This is a genomic window from Bosea sp. F3-2 (assembly GCF_008253865.1).
Taxonomy (GTDB): domain Bacteria; phylum Pseudomonadota; class Alphaproteobacteria; order Rhizobiales; family Beijerinckiaceae; genus Allobosea.
The window spans coordinates 1,240,588-1,256,516 of record NZ_CP042331.1 but is presented as its reverse complement, the minus strand read 5'-3'; the positions used below and the strand labels follow the sequence as shown (position 1 = coordinate 1,256,516).

Below are 15,929 nucleotides of genomic sequence, written 5' to 3'. Positions count from 1 at the left end.
CATCAGGCCGCCTGCGATGCGTCGGCGGCGATCGCGCCCAGGATGCCGGAGACGCTGAGCGCGTCGCCCGTCAGGCGAGCGACATGGGCTCGGTCGCGCAGCACGATCACCTCGTCGGCATAGGTTACGATCTCCTCGAGTTCCGAGGAGACGATCAGCAGCGCCATGCCCTGCGCACAGAGCTTGCGGATGAGCTGGATGATCTCGGCATGGGCGCCGACATCGATGCCGCGCGTCGGCTCGTCCAGGATCAGCAGGCGCGGCTCCGTCGCGAGCCAGCGGGCGAGCAAGGCCTTCTGCTGGTTGCCGCCCGACAACAGGCCGATCGGACGTTCGGGGTCGGCTGGGCGGATGTCGAGCAGGCCGATGAAGCGGCGCGCGATCGCGTCCTGCTCGCTGCGCGACAGCGGCTTCAGCGCGCCGCGCCGGGCCTGCAGCGCCAGGACGATGTTCTCGCGCACGCTCAATTCGGCGACGATGCCCTCGGTCTTGCGCTCCTCCGGGCAATAGCCGAAGCCCAGCCGCAGTGCCTCGCGCGGGCTCGCGAGCTCGACCTGACGGCCGGCGACCGTCGCCGAGCCGCGATCGGCGCGCTCGGCACCGAAGACGAGGCGGGCGGTCTCGGTGCGGCCCGAGCCGAGCAGGCCGGCCAGCCCGACGACGCGGCCCTTCTGCAAGGTGAGGTCGAAAGGCTCGACATAGCCGGTCCTGCCGAAGCCTGAGAACTTAGCAAGCGTCTCCCCGCCTTCGCGACGGGGGGCTTGCGCGTGGGTTGCCTCGCTGAGCTCGCGCCCGAGCATCATGGTGACGAGGTCCATACGAGGCAGGTCGGCGACAGCAGCCGTTCCGGCGAGCCGGCCGTTGCGCAGCACCGTAATCCGGTCGCAGACGGCATAGACCTGGTCAAGGAAGTGGGTGACGAAGACAATGCCGATGCCGCGCGCCCTGAGCTGGCGCATGACGGCGAACAGCACCTCGACCTCATGGGCGTCGAGGCTCGCGGTCGGCTCGTCGAGGATCAGCACGCGCGCCGAGAGATCCACCGCCCGCGCGATTGCGACGATATGCTGGACCGCGACCGAATAGCGCTCGAGCGGGACCGACACGTCGATTTCGAGGCGGAACTCGGCCATCAGCGCCCGCGCGCGTCGCCGCATCTCGCTTTCGCGGACGAAGCCGAGATAGGTCGGCTGGCGTCCCAGGAAGAGGTTCTGGGCGACCGAGAGGTTGGGCGCGAGATTGACCTCCTGATAGACGGTGGCGATGCCCGCCTTCGCGGCCTCCTTTGCCGAACGGGGCGCGATCTCCTCGCCGTTCAGCATCAGGCTGCCCGCATCGCGCTGTACGACGCCGGTCATCGTCTTGATCAGCGTGGATTTGCCCGCCCCGTTCTCGCCGAGCAAGGCATGGATCTCGCCCGCATGCAGGGTGAAATCGACATGGTCGAGCGCGACGAAGCCGGCGAAAGACTTACAGAAACCGGTGGCGGCGAGGAGGGAGGATGCTTGAGGCTGGTCCATGAAACGGCTTTGCGCGACAGGGGGGCGGCCGCTTTCCGCCGGCGCATGCCACGCTGAACGCCGCAAGCGCCGAGGCAGAAGGGGAGGACGACGCGCCCGCTCCAGGCCGGCGCGCCGTTTCTTCGGCTCAGTAGCCGAGGCCCTTCTTGCTGTCGTAGATCGCCTGGGGATTGTCGGAAGCGGTGTAAAGCTTCGACTCCGTCTGGATCCATTTGGGCGGCACGGTGCCCTTGGCCTTGTAGGCGACGAGCGCATCGAGGGCGGGCCCGGCCATGTTCGGCGTCAGCTCGACCGTGGCGTTGGCCTCGCCCGCCGCCATCGCCTTGAAGATGTCCGGCACGGCGTCGATCGAGACGGTCAGGATGTCCTTGCCGGGCTTCAGGCCGGCTTCCTTCATCGCCTGAATGGCGCCGACCATCATGTCGTCGTTGTGCGCGTAGACGGCGCAGATCGATTTGCCGCCGCCTTCCGCCTTGATGAAGCTCTCCATCACCTCCTTGCCCTTGGCACGGGTGAACTCGCCGGTCTGGCTGCGGACGAGCTTGATGTTGGCCTGGCCGGCGATGCCGTTCTCGAAGCCCTTCTTGCGGTTCGTCGCGACGCTGGCGCCGACCGTGCCCTGGAGTTCGACGACATTGCAGGGCTTGGATCCGACGGTCTTCACCAGCCAATCGCCAGCGACCTTGCCCTCATGCACGCTGTCGGAGGTGACGGCGGTGAGATAGAGGTCCTTGCCGGCGGGATCGATGTCACGATCAAGCAGAACGACCGGAATCTTGGCTTCCTTGGCCTCCTTCAGCACGCTGTCCCAGCCCGTCGCCACGACCGGGGCGAGGAACACGGCATCGACGCCCTGGGCGATGAAGGACCGGATCGCCTTGATCTGGTTCTCCTGCTTCTGCTGGGCGTCGGCTATCTTGAGGGTGACGTCGCGCCGCTTGGCCTCCGACTTGGAAACCGTGGTTTCGGCCGCGCGCCAGCCCGATTCCGAGCCGATCTGCGAGAAGCCGACGGTCAGGTCCTTGGCCTGCGCGCCGGCTGACACGGCGCCCGCAATCGCAGACGCGATCAAAATGCCCTTGAGCTTCATCATGTTCCTCCTTGGGTGAGCCACGCCGCTTGATGCAGCTTGTTATTCCTCCTTATGGCACAGGCGCGGAGGCGGAGGAATAGTCATATTGTTTGACTATTGGATTATGGTCTCGTCGGCCAGGGAAGCGGCGTTGTCACGTTCGTCATCGGCATGGATTCGCGGCGTTGTGTTCGGCAATCGCCCTGGCTCAGGCTGCTATACCGTCGACGGCTGTCCAACGCGCTATGGCGTCGAGAATGCAGATGGGGGCGAAGGCGAGCGCGAGACCAGGGCGGGACGAGCAGCTTGCGTAGGGCGGAGAAGATCGCGGCGAAACGCTGCCGCCTCCCGGAGATCGACAGGCCCTGCATCGTCGGCTCTCGTCGCCGTAAGGGGAGATGCGATTCTCTGCCCGATTGTGGGTGTCTTATGTGAGCGATGCTCGATCCCGGCATGACCTGGCGCCCGGCGATGCCCGTAGGGGCCGCGCTGATCGGTGATCGTCGGAACAGGTATCTTAAATGTCAGAGAGCCGGCTAATAAAACGTCGATATCGCGCCGTATCGGCGATAAAATTATAGCGTGATTTCAATTGCATAGGTGTTCGCGGTTTTATCCTGAACGGCGCGCCAGCCAGGCGAGGTTCTCGGCCGAGCCGTAGCCGGCATCCGCCACCAGCGTCGCGACACGCTAGTGCCGCGTATTGCGCAGAAACTCCGCCAGCCGGGTGCTTTTGGGATTGCCGAAGATCTGAGCCGGCGGACCGTCCTCGACGATCCGCCCCTGTTCCATGAAGACGACGCGGTTCGAGACGTCCCTGGCAAAGCGCATCTCATGCGTCACGATCAGCAGTGTAGCGCCGTCCTCCGCGATGCTCTTCACCGTGTTCAGGACTTCCTGAACCAGTTCGGGGTCGAGCGCCGAGGTCACCTCGTCGAGCAGCACGAGCTTGGGGTTCATGGCGAGGGCGCGGGCAATGGCGACGCGCTGCTGCTGGCCGCCGGAGAGCTGGCTCGGATAGTGGTCGGCCCGCGTGGCGAGGCCGACGCGCGCCAGCCATTTCTCGGCGATCCCCCGGGATTCCGCCTTCGGCAGCCTCAGCACCTTGCGCAGGCCGAGCATCACGTTGCCGGCCGCCGTCAGATGCGGAAACAGATTGAAGCTCTGGAAGACCATGCCGGTCATCGAACGCTGGCGCGAGAGTTCGCGGTCGCCGAGCCGGTGCCGGCGCCCGCTGGTCGAGCGGTAGCCGATCGTCTCGCCATCCAGGATGATGTCGCCGCCCTGATATTCCTCCAGCAAATTGACGCAGCGCAGCAGCGTCGTCTTGCCCGAGCCGCTGGAGCCGATGATCGAGACCACCTCGCGCTGGTTGAGATCGAGGTCGACTCCCTTGAGAACCTCGGTGTGGCCGAAGCGCTTGGTCAGGCCGCGGATCGCAAGGAGAGGTTGCTGCTTGTCCATCAGTGCTGCCCGACCCGCCGTTCGACGGCCTTGCCCAGTTGATCCAGCGCGATGTTGATCACCAGATAGAGCATGCCGGCGAAGACATAGAACTGGATGGTCATGAAATTGCGGCCGATGATCTCCTGCGTCTTGAGCAGGAGTTCGCCGACGCCGATTATCGAAAGCAGGCTCGAGCCCTTGATCAGCTCGACCCCTGTGTTGATCCAGGGCGGCAGCGCGCTGCGCGCCGCCTGCGGCAGGAGCACATAGGCGAGGAGCTGCGGGAAGGTCAGCCCGATGCTGCGCCCGGCCTCGGCTTGCCCCGGCGGGATTGCCTGCAGCGAGCCGCGCAGCAATTCGCCGATATGGGCGCCGGCGAAGAGCGACAGCGCCAGGGTGCCGGCTTGCGTCGGGCCGAGGCTCAGGCCCGCGACGGAGGGGATGTAGAAGGCGGCGAGAATGAGGACGAGCACGGGCGTGCCGCGCATGGTGTCGACATAGAGCCGGAACGGCAGCTTGAGCCACCAGGGCGCGTAGGAGAGCTGGATGCCGACGATCCCGCCGAGCAGCGTGCCGAACAGGATCGAGGCGGCAGCGATCTCGGCCGTGAGGACGAAGCCGTCCCAGAGCGCGAAGCGGGAAATCCAGAGCTGGTCGAGGAAAGCATGCATCGGCGGCTCAAAATTTCGGAAAGCGCCGTTCCATGCCGCGCAGCAGCATGGCGATGACGACGCAGGCGGCGATGTAGAGCCCGCTCGCGACCGTCCAGGTCTCGATGACCCGGAAGGTGTCGACGTTGATCTTGCGGGCCTCGAAGGTGAGTTCCGGCACGGCGATGGCGGCCGCGATGGAGCTGTCTTTGAACATGCCGATGAAGGTGTTGCCGAGCGAGGGCAGGGCGTTGCGCAGCATGATCGGCGCGACAACCGAGACATTGGTCTGCAGCCGCGTCAGCCCGATCGAGCGCGCCGCTTCGATCACGCCTTTCGGCACGGAGATCAGCCCAGCCCGGAACACCTCGGTGAGATAGGCGCCGGAATAGAGCGCGAGCGCGCCGGTGAAGCTCTGGTACTTGTCGAGGGTGATGCCGGCCTGGGGCAGGGCGAAGTAGGCGAGCAGTACCAGCACGAGCAGCGGCAGGTTGCGGATCAGCGAGACATAGAGTGCGGCGAGGCTGCGCAGCATTCGGTAGGGCGCGACGCTCGCAAAGGCCGCCAGCAGGCCGAGCACGGTGCCGATCGCGACGGCGACGACGGCCAAGCCCAGGCCGATGGCGAGCCCCAACAGAAGCTTGTCGAAGCTCGCCCAGACGGCGCCGAAATGCAGTGAGTAGTCCACGAGGCGCGATCAGGCGGCTCAGCGGAATTCCTGCGGGAAGCCGATCTTGGGCTCCGGCGGCGTCTCGCCGAACCAGCGCTCATAGGCGGCCTTGTAGATCGGGAAGGTCGTGCCGGTCATCGACTCGCGCAGCGCCACGTTGACGAAGTTCAGCCAGTCCGGGTCGCCCTGCTTGACGATGCAGGAATAGGTCTGAGGGTTCCAGCTATAGCCGGAATCCACATAGCGCCCAGGATTCTGCTTCATGTAGAAGCGCAGCGACGAGGAGTCGGTGGCGGCGGCCTGCGCGCGGCCGGAGTTCAGCGCCTGATACATCAGGTCGACGCTCTCGAACTGGTCGACCTTCGCTTCAGGTAGCGCGTCCCTGACCATCTTCTCCGCAAAGACGTTCTGCAGCACCGAAACGGTGACCTTGGGGCCGGCTGCTTTCAACGCCGCAAAATCGGCATAGGGACCGCCGGCAACCAGCATCAGGCTGACGCCTTCGCGGTAGTAGGGCACGGTGAAGGCAACCTGCTGGGCGCGCGCCGCGGTGACGGTCACGAACTGGCAGGCGATGTCGACCTTGCCGGTGACGATGTTCGGGATGCGGGCATCCGAGGCCTGGTTGACGAACTCGATCTTGTTGGGATCGTCGAACAGCCCCTGTGCAATGATCTTGGAGATCTCGATGTCGAAGCCGACGAGCTCGCCCTTCTCATTGCGGAAATGCCATGGCGGATTGGTGCTGCCGGTGCCGACGACGAGCTTGCCGCGGCTGAGCACCTCCTTGAGCTTGCCTTGGGCCGAGGCCCCGGTGGCAGGCAGTAGGGCGCAGGCGACGACGCCGAGCCCGGCAGCGATCTTGATCAGATTCTGAAACATGGTTTCCCCTCCGCCTGGTGCTGAAAACGGCTTGGTGGCCGGTGTGGCGGCAAGCAGACGATGCGCCACCCCTCCCAAGCAAGATGCGCCTGTTTCGCGAGAGGAAACAGACCTATTCGCCGCTGCACTTCTCCGTGGGCAGGCAACGTTCCGCTATCGGTGCGACACGTCAGCGTGGATCGGAAAGACCGGCTCGCGCAAACGCGAATAGGGCAACCCCGCGATCTTACTGGTGCAGGGGCCGGGTGTCGCCACCGTGAAGCTGCCCTTGGCGATATCGTCATAGGCGCGCCGGTGCGCCACCGCCGCCTTGACGCCGATCGCCTTCAGCGTCTCGGGGTGAATGCCCTGCGAGCGGAACTGGCCGAGGTCGAAGGGCGGAGTCTTGCGGCTGGTCAACAGGATGGTGACGCCGCCGGCTTCGACCACCACGCTCGGCCCCATGCAAAAGCGCGAGCCCTGCGAGGCGGCGAGGTGGCTGTTGCGATCCTCCAATGCGAACTCTCCGTCGCTGGCGCTGACGAAGCCCGCCTCGATCTCGACCGGCCCTTCGGCGATGGCACTGCCCTTGCCGCCGATCGAGAGCTTGCGGAGTTCGCCCGGCTGAGCCCCGGCCATGGCGGAGACGGCGGCGGGGTCTGCGATGGCGACCGCGCAATTCTCGACGCGGTGACGCAGGAAGGCGCGCAGCACCGAGGTGCCATCCCCCGGCGCGCCTCCGCCGATATTGTCTGCCGGCTCGACCACGAGATAAGGGCCGCCCGGCGAGCGCAGGATTTCTGTGACGGCTTCGTCGATATCCCATTCCTCCGGCAGGCCGAGATCGCGCAGTTCGATGGCGGTCTCCGTCAAGCGGGCGAGGGCGTCCCGCGCGGCGCTCTCCGGGCCGGTGAAGGCGACTGCGAAGGCGACGCCGGCCTCGGACACATCGGAGAAGGAATAGCCGCCGATGACGTTCGCGACCCAGATCGCCGGGTTCTCCTGCTCGATCCGACGCGCCAGGGCTTCAAGATCGCGCATCGGCCGGTCGGCCGTGCCGGTGCCGGTCGGGGGCCAGACGACCGGCGCATTGGTCGAGAGCATCCGCGGCAGGGCGCCTTCCTCGAGCGCTCGCGCCAGCAGGCGGGCCGAGCGCAGGGCGGATTCGCGAGCGTCCGTATGCGGGTTCTCGCGATAGGCGACGAGGGCATTGGCATGTTGCGCCATCGCCGCGGTGAAATTGGCATGGAGGTCGAAGACGCCGAAGACCGGCAATGCTTCGCAGCCGGGCACGGAGCGGATATGGGCGAGGAGAGCGCCTTCCGGATCTGGGCAGTCGGTCGTGACCATGGCGCCATGCAGCGCGAGCCAGATGCCGTCGAGGCCGCCATTAGCAAGCGCGGCCCTCAGCCCGGCATCGAATTCCGCCAAGAAGCGTGCGAAGGCGGCGTGATCGACGGTTCCGGCGGGCAGCGCCGTGTAGTCGACCGTCGGGACGACCTGCCAGCCCTCGGCTTCCGCCACTTCAAGGAAGCCGTCCACGGTCGAACCGTCACCGCGCCGGCGCAGCAACTCGTCTCCGGTACGGATGGTGAAGTCGGCCAGCCGCGTGAACTCGTCGACGAAGCTGTGCGTCTCGTGAAAGAGCGATCCCAGCAGGATCCGGCGAGGCTGAGGCATGATCGGTAAGGCTCCCTGAAGCCTCCGCATCTCGGCCGCTGCCCTGTTCCGAATCAAGTCGGCATTGTTCCACTGCAAGGAACGCGGGTGCTTTGACAGGCCACGCCAACTCCTCGTTTCATGGCGCAGGTCGGCGCGCTGGAGGAGGCGATGCCCTCGCAGATCTGGGAATGCAGGCGGATGCGCGTCTTTACTGCGTCGCTGGCGACGGAAACCAACACCTTCGCGCCGCTCTTCGTCGACCGCAGCGCCTTCGAGAGCGCCTTCTACTGCCCGCCAGGAACCCATCCAGAGACGCCGACGCTGTGCTCTGCTCCCACCGTCGCGGCCCGGCACCGAGCCACGAGCGAAGGCTACGAGCTGGTCGAGGGCACCGCGACCTGGGCCGAGCCGGCGGGGCTGGTCTCGCGGGAGGGTTATGAAAGCTTGCGCGACGAGGTTCTCGGCCAGCTCAAGGCCGCGTTGCCGGTCGATATCGTGCTACTCGGCCTGCACGGCGCGATGGTGGCGCGCGGCTATGACGATTGCGAGGGAGACCTGATCGCACGGGTGCGGGCGCTGGCCGGCCAGGATTGTGTCGTTGGCGCCGAACTCGACATGCATTGCCATCTCACCGCGCAGATGGTCGAGAACGCCGACATCATCGTCGCCTTCAAGGAATTCCCGCATACGGATTTCCTGGCGCGGGCCGAGGATCTGCTGGAGCTTTGCCTGAAGGCCGCGCGCAAGCAGGTGAAGCCAGTCAGCGCCGTGTTCGATTGCCGCGGGCTCGCCGCCTTCATGACCAGCCGCGAGCCTGGGCGTAGCTTCGTCGACCGGATCAAGGCGATGGAAGGCCGCGACGGCATCCTCTCGATCTCGGTCGCCCACGGCTTCCAAGCGGCAGATGTCGCTGATGTCGGGACAAAGATTCTGGTTATTTCTGAAGGCGACCCCGCGAAGGCGGCGGCGCTGGCAAAGGAACTCGGCCTCGAAATCTTGCGCTGGGGGCAGGGAGCTTCGCCGAAACATTACAAGCCCGAGGAGGGGATCGCGGCGGCGCTCGAATTGGCTGAGCCCGGCAAGCCGGTGGTGCTCGCCGATCGCTGGGACAATCCGGGCGGCGGTGTCGCCGGCGATTCCTCGGTGATGGTCGAGGCGCTGATACGTCACCCGGATGTGCCGGCGGCGATCGGTGCGCTCTGGGACCCGGTCGCAGTCAGCCTCTGCCGCGCGGCCGGCGTCGGGGCGGAGATCCCGCTGCGCTTCGCCGGCAAGGCGGCGCCGTCTTCCGGCAGGCCGATCGACGCGACGGTCCGGATCATCGGCACGACCGAAAACCTGCTGATCCCGTTCGAACAGAGTTGGGTTTCGCTCGGCCCGGCCGCCGCGATCCGGATCGGCCAGCTCGACATCGTGCTGGCCTCGACGCGGGCGCAGACCTTCAGCCCGCCTGTCTTCACCGATCTTGGCGTCGATCTAGCGACGAAGAAGGTGGTGGTGGTGAAGTCCTCCAACCATTTTCACGCCGCCTTCGCGCCGATCGCCGCGAGCGTGCTCTATCTCGACAGCGGCGGGCCCTATCCGCCCGACGCGCGCAAGATTCCCTACACCAAGGTGAAGCGCCCGTTCTCTCCGCTGGATCCGAACCCATGGCTGTAACCGCTTCCGCCGCCGCCCTGCCGCGTTTGTCGCTCGGCGAGATCGAGGATCAACGCCTCGATACCCTGACCAAGGGCATGCCGCCCGGCGCAGCTCTGCGCCTCGGCGATGTCGGTAAGCAGGGCGGACTCGAGCCGGCGCTCGAGGTCTGGGCCTATGTCCAGTCGCGGCCTGAGCGCGGCCGCCGCCTGCTCAATCTGCGCTTCCTGAAGGGCGATGTCGGGACCTGCATCCATGGCGTCGACCACGTCGGTACCGGCACGCCCGAATGGCATGAGGTCGCCGTGGGGCACGGCGTTTCCTGCCGCTATTGGCCATCAGGTGAATCGCCGGTGGCAGTGTGACGTTTCTTGTGGTGGAACGTCTGATCCTTGACGCGAAATATTTGCGACAACTACGCTTTTCACGGTTGCGCGGGCAGCTCTTCGGGCCTTGCCGGGAGCTGATGCAAGCGATGCCGGCGCGACGCTGACGGTTCGCCTAGCCCATTCCAAGGGTGCTCGAAATCGCTTTCCGGGAGGTCGCCTTGCGCCTGGCTCTGATCCACATCGTTCAGGAGACGAACGACTTCAATCCGGTGCTGACGACGCTCGCCGATTTCGAGGCCTTCGGAATCTATGAGGGCGAGGAGATCGCCCGGCATTTCGGCGAGATCGGCCAGATCGGCGGCCATTACGCGGCGGTGAAGGAGTCCGGCCTCGACATCGAGACGATCCCGATCATCCGAGCCTGGGCAGTAGCGGGTGGACGCATCTCGCGCGAAGCCTTCGACTACTTCCAGGCGAAGATCCGGGCGGGGCTCGAAACCATCGGACCGATCGATGGGCTCGTGCTGCATCTGCACGGCGCCTGCGCGGCCGAGGGCATCGACGATGTCGAGGGCGAGCAGGCGGAACTCTGCCGCAAGATCCTCGGGCCGGATGTGCCGATTCTGCTCGGGCTCGACCACCACGCCAATGTCACTCAGAAGATCATGGCCAATTGCACGGCCATCGTCGGGCACCGCACCCAGCCGCATGATGTGTTCGACACCGGCAAGGTCGGCACCGAGGTGCTGCTGCGCATCCTGCGGGAGAAGTGCAAGCCCGTGATGGCGTGGCGCAAGATCCCGCTGCTGTCGCATCAGGAGCAGTTCCTGACCTCGAAAGGGCCGATGAAGATCTGGTTCGACCGGGCGCGGGCGCTGGAGGCCGACGGCCAAGTGCTGCAGGCCTCGAACTATCCGATGCAGCCCTGGCTCGACGTCGCCGAGGGTGGCTGGTCGACGATCGTCGTCACCGATGGCGACCAGGCGCTGGCGGAGAGACTGGCAGACGAACTCGCCGATCTCGCCTGGTCGATGCGCGACGATTTTCAGGTCCGCGAAGCCGTTTCGGTCGATGATGCCGTGCGCAAGGCCGATGCGGCGCCGCGTGGCATGGTGGTGCTGAGCGATACCGGCGACACGGTCTTCGGCGGGGCGGCGGGCGACAGCAACCTGATCTTCGAGTCGATCCTGCGGCTTGGCACCAAGGGCCGCGCGCTCATTCCGCTGATCTCGCCGCGGGCGGTCGCGACGCTGGTCGCGGCGGGCGAGGGGGCTGAGGTCACCTTGCCGCTCGGCGGCGACGCGGCGCCGGCGTTCTTCAAGCCGCTGACGGTGACGGGGAAGGTGCGGCGCATCGGCGGTGGCGCGATCCCGCTCGCCTTCAACCACCAGACCGAGGTCGATATGGGCCGGGTCGTGATCTTCGATGTCGGGCCCGCAACCTTGCTGATCTCGGAGTTGCGCGGCGTCGCCGGCAATGTCCCGGGCGTCTACGAGGCGTTCGGCATCGATCTCGCCGACTATAAGATGGCGGTGCTGAAGACGGCCTCGAACTTCCAGTATTTCGCGCCGATCACCTCCGAAGTCGTTCGCGCCGATACGCGCGGCCCAGGGCAATCGGACGTGTTCACCTTGCCGTGGCAGCGGATTCCGCGCCCGGTCTATCCATTGGAGACAATAAGCGACTGGCGGGCGCATTCGTCCCAGCCGGGAGCGGGGACGAGTTGAAGGGCAACTGACACCAAAACGAGAGGGGAAAGCGATGACAAAACTGTCGCGACGTCGATTCTGCATGACTGGCCTTGCCCTCGCGGGAGCGGCCCCGCTGGCCGGGGCGCTGCCCGCCTCGGCCCAGCAGCTCAAGGGTGGAACGCTGCGGGTCGCCGTGCTGAGCGAGCTGGCGAATTACGATCCGCAGCAGCTCTCCACGGTCAATTTCCACGTCATCAAGAACCTCTATGACAGCCTGATCGAATACACCCCCGAGGGAAAACCGGAGCCGAGCCTGGCGACGGAGTGGACAATCGCCCCGAACAAGAAATCGGTGACGCTGAAGCTGCGCGACGGCGTGACCTTCCATAGCGGCGCGCCGTTCAAGTCCGACTCCGTGCTCGCGACCCTGCAGAAGGGCGCCGATCCCAAACGTGGCAAGAACGTCTTCTCGACCATGTCGATCGTGAAGGATTGGTCGGCGCCGGACGAACGCACGGTCACGATCAACTTCAAGGCGCCGGTCCCTGACCGGCAGATCCTCGACCTGCTGCAGTTCCTGCTCCCGATCGACCCGAAAGGCATCGACACGGTCGAGACCGTGCCGGCGGGTACGGGCCCCTATACGCTGGTGAACCGGGCCGTGGGCCAGAGCCTCGCGCTCAAGGCCAACCCGAAATACTGGCGCGAGAAGCAGCCGATCGCGCAGGATCTGGTCTTCACCGTGTTCAGCGAGGATGCCGCCGCCAGCGCCGCGCTGGAATCCGGTGCGGTCGACATAGTCTATAACGGCTCCTCGCGCAGTGCGGCCCGTCTCAAGAACGCCGGCTTCCAGGTCTTCGCCGGGCCGGGCCAGCTCGTGCAGGTCTTCCGCATCAACTCGACGCGTGGCCCCTTCCGCAACAAGTCGTTCCGGCAGGCCTTCAATTACCTGATGGATCGCCCCAGCATCCTGCGCGTCGGCTATGCCGGGATGGGCAAGGTGGTGGCGCTGCCCTGGGCGCCGGCGAGCCCGGCCTTCGACGACGGCTACAACAAGACCTATGCCTATGATCTCGACAAGGCGAAGAAGCTGATCGCGGCCACCGGCCTCTCCGCCGACGAGATGAAGGGCTGGAAGCTGCTGGTCAACGGCAGCGACGAATCCTCGGTGGCGATCAGCCAGATCGTGCAGGGCTCCCTGCAGAAGGCAGGCATCCCGATCGAGCTCGACATGCGGCAAGGCGCCGAATACGTCACGGCGTTGCTGGGAGGCGACTTCGCCGCAACCTTCGGCGCGGTCGGCAACGTCCAGAAGTTTCCCTCGCGTGTCACGACGAACTCGATCTACCGCACTTCGGGCAACCCGATCCTCAAGGACCCGCATCCGCACCCGGACTACGTCGCTGCCATTGCCAAGGTCGACAGTGCGGCGGGTGGCCAAGCCGAGGTCAAGGCGACCTATGACAATCTCAATCGCGTGCTGGTCGACGAGGCTTTCGGGATTCCGACCAACTCCTACGATGTCGGCCTGATCGTCGCCTCGGAGAAGGTCGGCGGGGTGACGCTCGACATCGATAATCTGTTCGTCGCGCGCACCATCGGCTTCAAATGAACCGGACCGGCGTGAGCGACGCCGTGCGGAGCGCAGCGTCGCTGCATGAATGAGGCCTTCACATCCCTGGGCCGATTGCTGCGCCGCCTGCTCGCCCGGCGCGGCGCGGCGCTGGGTGTCGCTTTCCTCATGCTGGTCGGGCTCGCGGCGATCTTCGCTGATCTGTTGCCGCTCGACCCGCTGACACAGAGCATTGCGGACGCGCTGAAGCCGCCTTCGCCCGAGAACTGGTTCGGCACCGACGAGCTCGGGCGCGATATTCTTGCCCGCGTTGTCTACGGCGCTCGGACGTCACTGGTCACAGCCTTCGGCGCTGTCGTCATCGCGGCGCTGGTCGGCGTGCCCGTCGGGCTCGTCGCCGGCTTCTACGGCGACTGGCGGGACTCGCTGCTGATGCGCTGCATCGATGTGCTACTCGCGCTGCCGAACATCCTCTTCGCCATGGCGCTGATCGCAGTGCTCGGGCGCAGCCAGGGCGCGGCGCTGATCGCGGTCGGCGTCGCCGGCATCCCGGGCTTCGCGCGCATCGCCCGCGCCCAGGTGATGGCGCTGCGCCAGCTCGACTTCGTCACGGCGGTGCGCGGCTTCGGCGGCCGACCAAGTTACATCATGTTTCGAACAATCCTGCCCAATGCCTTGAGTCCATTGGTGGTTCAGGCGATCGTCCTGGCCTCGATCGCGATCCTGCTCGAGGCCGCGCTCGCCTTTCTCGGGGTCGGCGTGCCGCCACCGACGCCGAGCTGGGGCGAGATGCTGCGCACCGGCAAGTCGTATCTCTACGAGGCACCGAGCTATGCGGTGTTGCCCGGCCTCGTGCTGACCCTGACGATCCTCTCCTTCGACACGATCGGCCGGGCGCTGACCGCGATCCTCGATCGCGACGAGACCGATGCATCCGGCGAAATCATCGGGGGCCGGCGATGACGAGCTACGTCATGCGTCGCCTCGCCCAGATGCTACCAGTGCTGCTGATCGCCTCCTTCGCGATCTTCTCGATGATCTACGCGGTGCCCGGCGGGCCGATTGCGGTGATTGTCGGCGAGAACGCGTCGCAGGAGGAGATCGCGGCGGCGATCCAGCGCTACGGGCTCGATCGGCCGATGGTCGTCCAGTATTTCGACTGGTTCGGCCGCGCTGCGACGGGCGATTTCGGCCTGTCGCTCCACAGCCGCCAGCCGGTGCTGCAGCTGATCGGCGAAAGGCTGCCGGCGACGCTGCAGCTCGCCCTGACGGCGATCGTGGTGGCGCTGGTCATCGGCATTCCCGTCGCGATCGCGAGTGCGATCAAGCCGAATTCCTGGCTCGATCGATTGCTCAGCGGCTGGAGCGCACTGGCGCTGGGCGTGCCGACCTTCTGGCTCGGTATCCTGCTGATCCTGCTCTTCGCCGTGGAATTGCGCTGGCTACCTTCGGCCTCGCGCCATGTCCCGTTCTGGCAGTCGCCGCTCGACGCGCTGCGCAGCCTGGCGCTGCCGGCGCTCACCCTTGGCACCTATGTCTCAGGCATCCTCGCGCGGTTCCTGCGCGCCTCGCTGATCGGCGAGGCGCGGGCCGATTACGTCCGCACCGCCCGCGCCAAGGGTGTGCCGGAAAACCGCATCGTCGGCCTGCACATCATGCGCAACGCGATGCTGCCCTTTGTCACCATCGTCGGGCTGATGATGGCGAACTTCATCGGCGGGGCGGTGGTGACGGAGGCGGTCTTCACCTATCCGGGCCTCGGGCGCCTGCTGATCCAGGCAATCAGCACCCGCGACTACCCGCTGATCCAGGGCTGCATCCTGGTGATTCTGGTCGCCTATATGCTGATCAATCTTCTGGTCGACATGCTCTACGCCTGGATCGACCCGCGGATCGAATACCGATGAGCGCGACGTCAACCCGCGGCGGCGGCTGGATGAGAGCCGAGCTGGGCCGAGATGCCGGCTGCGACCTCACGCAGCCGCGTGCCGGCCTTGGCCGCCAGCGAATGCGGCATGCGCATCAGCGGCGCCGAGATCGACAGCGCCGCGACCGGATAGCCGTCCTCGTCGAGGATCGGTACGCCGACGCACATGGCGCCGTCCTCGTTCTCGCCCATCTCGGTGGCGTAGCCGCTCCGCTTCACCTGCCGGAGCTGGCGTTCGATCTCCTCGCGTTGCAGCAGGGTCCGGCCGGTGCGTTCGGTCAGTGGCAGGTCGAGCTGGCGCTGCCGTTCGGCCTCTGGCAGGAAGGCGAGGATCGCCTTGCCGAGCGCGGTCGAATGCATCGGGTGGCTGTCGCCGATGCGCGCCTGCATCCGGAGCGAGCGGTTGGCCTCGATCAAGTCGATATAGACGACCGTGCCGTTGCCCTTCACGGCGAGATTCACGGTCTCGTTGAACTCGTGCATCAGCTCGATCATGGCCGGACGGGCGAGCTCGCGGACCTTGCTGACGCTGGCGTCGGCCCGGGCGATGGAGCGCAGCTGGGGCCCGAGATTGTAGCGGTCGGTCGCGCGGTTGTGGTCGAGGAAGCCGGCGGCCGTCAGCGTCTGCAGATAGCGGAAGGTCGTCGTCTTCGGGATCCGCAGCTCCTTGCTGACGGCGGTGAGCGCGATCTCGTGGCCGTGGCGGGCGACCAGCTCCAGCACCTTGAGCGCCTTCATCACCGGCTGCACGACGTAGGGATTGTCGGGTTTCCTGGCCATGGCCACTCCGGCATTCGGGCTTGCTCCGCCTTCGGATAGCGATCGGAAGGTAATTCCGCAAGGCGAAACTCATGTTCCTTTACACGGTATGGTGGCTCTGATCAGGTCAA

General features: G+C 66.0%; 14 protein-coding genes. 6 read left to right on the top strand and 8 right to left on the bottom strand.

Features of this window, described 5'->3' with window-relative positions; all coding sequences use genetic code 11:
• Nucleotides 1–2 precede the first annotated feature (2 nt).
• The 7 genes from FQV39_RS05825 to FQV39_RS05795 all read right to left on the bottom strand — a co-directional run bounded on the left by FQV39_RS05825 (nucleotide 3) and on the right by FQV39_RS05795 (nucleotide 7,899).
• Nucleotides 3–1,520 carry a sugar ABC transporter ATP-binding protein gene (locus tag FQV39_RS05825; RefSeq protein WP_149129427.1) on the bottom strand — a complete coding sequence of 506 codons (1,518 nt, stop codon included), beginning with the start codon at nucleotides 1,518–1,520 and terminating at the stop codon, nucleotides 3–5.
• A gap of 127 nt (nucleotides 1,521–1,647) precedes the next feature.
• Nucleotides 1,648–2,610 carry a galactofuranose ABC transporter, galactofuranose-binding protein YtfQ gene (gene ytfQ, locus FQV39_RS05820; RefSeq protein WP_149133685.1) on the bottom strand — a complete coding sequence of 321 codons (963 nt, stop codon included), beginning with the start codon at nucleotides 2,608–2,610 and terminating at the stop codon, nucleotides 1,648–1,650.
• A 672-nt stretch (nucleotides 2,611–3,282) separates the two neighbouring features.
• Nucleotides 3,283–4,056 carry an amino acid ABC transporter ATP-binding protein gene (locus FQV39_RS05815; protein WP_149129426.1) on the bottom strand — a complete coding sequence of 258 codons (774 nt, stop codon included), beginning with the start codon at nucleotides 4,054–4,056 and terminating at the stop codon, nucleotides 3,283–3,285.
• Entirely contained in the window at nucleotides 4,056–4,709 is a 654-nt protein-coding gene (locus FQV39_RS05810; protein WP_149129425.1) for an amino acid ABC transporter permease, read from the bottom strand. The genes FQV39_RS05815 and FQV39_RS05810 overlap by 1 nt, the downstream gene beginning before the upstream one ends.
• Before the next feature lie 7 nt (nucleotides 4,710–4,716).
• Nucleotides 4,717–5,376, bottom strand: coding sequence for an amino acid ABC transporter permease (locus FQV39_RS05805; protein ID WP_149129424.1), 660 nt, complete (start codon nucleotides 5,374–5,376; stop codon nucleotides 4,717–4,719).
• Between the two features lie 18 nt (nucleotides 5,377–5,394).
• On the bottom strand, nucleotides 5,395–6,240 hold the full coding sequence (locus FQV39_RS05800) for a transporter substrate-binding domain-containing protein (protein WP_149129423.1): 846 nt from the start codon (nucleotides 6,238–6,240) through the stop codon (nucleotides 5,395–5,397).
• 153 nt (nucleotides 6,241–6,393) lie between these two features.
• A complete protein-coding gene (locus tag FQV39_RS05795) occupies nucleotides 6,394–7,899 on the bottom strand; it encodes a M81 family metallopeptidase (protein ID WP_149129422.1) in 1,506 nt (501 codons plus the stop codon).
• A gap of 180 nt (nucleotides 7,900–8,079) precedes the next feature.
• On the opposite strand from FQV39_RS05795, the gene FQV39_RS05790 reads away from it, so the two are divergent.
• The 6 genes from FQV39_RS05790 (at nucleotide 8,080) to FQV39_RS05765 (ending at nucleotide 15,019) form a co-directional block, all read left to right on the top strand.
• Complete coding sequence (locus FQV39_RS05790; RefSeq protein WP_149133684.1) at nucleotides 8,080–9,540, top strand: M81 family metallopeptidase; 1,461 nt, start codon at nucleotides 8,080–8,082, stop codon at nucleotides 9,538–9,540.
• On the top strand, nucleotides 9,531–9,884 hold the full coding sequence (locus FQV39_RS05785) for a hypothetical protein (protein ID WP_149129421.1): 354 nt from the start codon (nucleotides 9,531–9,533) through the stop codon (nucleotides 9,882–9,884). Before FQV39_RS05790 ends, FQV39_RS05785 begins: the two co-directional genes overlap by 10 nt.
• 182 nt (nucleotides 9,885–10,066) lie before the next feature.
• Nucleotides 10,067–11,575, top strand: a complete 1,509-nt coding sequence (locus tag FQV39_RS05780) for a M81 family metallopeptidase (RefSeq protein ID WP_149129420.1) — start codon at nucleotides 10,067–10,069, stop codon at nucleotides 11,573–11,575.
• Nucleotides 11,576–11,639: 64 nt separating this feature from the next.
• A complete protein-coding gene (locus tag FQV39_RS05775) occupies nucleotides 11,640–13,151 on the top strand; it encodes an ABC transporter substrate-binding protein (RefSeq protein WP_248313264.1) in 1,512 nt (503 codons plus the stop codon).
• Nucleotides 13,152–13,196: 45 nt separating this feature from the next.
• On the top strand, nucleotides 13,197–14,075 hold the full coding sequence (locus FQV39_RS05770) for an ABC transporter permease (protein WP_149129418.1): 879 nt from the start codon (nucleotides 13,197–13,199) through the stop codon (nucleotides 14,073–14,075).
• Complete coding sequence (locus FQV39_RS05765) at nucleotides 14,072–15,019, top strand: ABC transporter permease (protein WP_149129417.1); 948 nt, start codon at nucleotides 14,072–14,074, stop codon at nucleotides 15,017–15,019. Before FQV39_RS05770 ends, FQV39_RS05765 begins: the two co-directional genes overlap by 4 nt.
• Before the next feature lie 8 nt (nucleotides 15,020–15,027).
• On the opposite strand, the gene FQV39_RS05760 is transcribed toward FQV39_RS05765, so the two are convergent.
• The gene (locus FQV39_RS05760) at nucleotides 15,028–15,819 is read right to left on the bottom strand and encodes an IclR family transcriptional regulator (RefSeq protein WP_149129416.1); all 792 of its coding nucleotides are present in this window, start codon (nucleotides 15,817–15,819) and stop codon (nucleotides 15,028–15,030) included.
• Nucleotides 15,820–15,929 lie beyond the last annotated feature (110 nt).

Coding starts and splice junctions, on each gene's coding strand:
- FQV39_RS05785 (WP_149129421.1), top strand. CDS start 9,531: ATGGCTGTAACCGCTTCCGCCGCCGCCCTGCCGCGTTTGTCGCTCGGC.
- FQV39_RS05825 (WP_149129427.1), bottom strand. CDS start 1,520: ATGGACCAGCCTCAAGCATCCTCCCTCCTCGCCGCCACCGGTTTCTGT.
- ytfQ (WP_149133685.1), bottom strand. CDS start 2,610: ATGAAGCTCAAGGGCATTTTGATCGCGTCTGCGATTGCGGGCGCCGTG.
- FQV39_RS05765 (WP_149129417.1), top strand. CDS start 14,072: ATGACGAGCTACGTCATGCGTCGCCTCGCCCAGATGCTACCAGTGCTG.
- FQV39_RS05790 (WP_149133684.1), top strand. CDS start 8,080: ATGCGCGTCTTTACTGCGTCGCTGGCGACGGAAACCAACACCTTCGCG.
- FQV39_RS05760 (WP_149129416.1), bottom strand. CDS start 15,819: ATGGCCAGGAAACCCGACAATCCCTACGTCGTGCAGCCGGTGATGAAG.
- FQV39_RS05795 (WP_149129422.1), bottom strand. CDS start 7,899: ATGCCTCAGCCTCGCCGGATCCTGCTGGGATCGCTCTTTCACGAGACG.
- FQV39_RS05810 (WP_149129425.1), bottom strand. CDS start 4,709: ATGCATGCTTTCCTCGACCAGCTCTGGATTTCCCGCTTCGCGCTCTGG.
- FQV39_RS05775 (WP_248313264.1), top strand. CDS start 11,640: ATGACTGGCCTTGCCCTCGCGGGAGCGGCCCCGCTGGCCGGGGCGCTG.
- FQV39_RS05770 (WP_149129418.1), top strand. CDS start 13,197: ATGAATGAGGCCTTCACATCCCTGGGCCGATTGCTGCGCCGCCTGCTC.
- FQV39_RS05815 (WP_149129426.1), bottom strand. CDS start 4,056: ATGGACAAGCAGCAACCTCTCCTTGCGATCCGCGGCCTGACCAAGCGC.
- FQV39_RS05800 (WP_149129423.1), bottom strand. CDS start 6,240: ATGTTTCAGAATCTGATCAAGATCGCTGCCGGGCTCGGCGTCGTCGCC.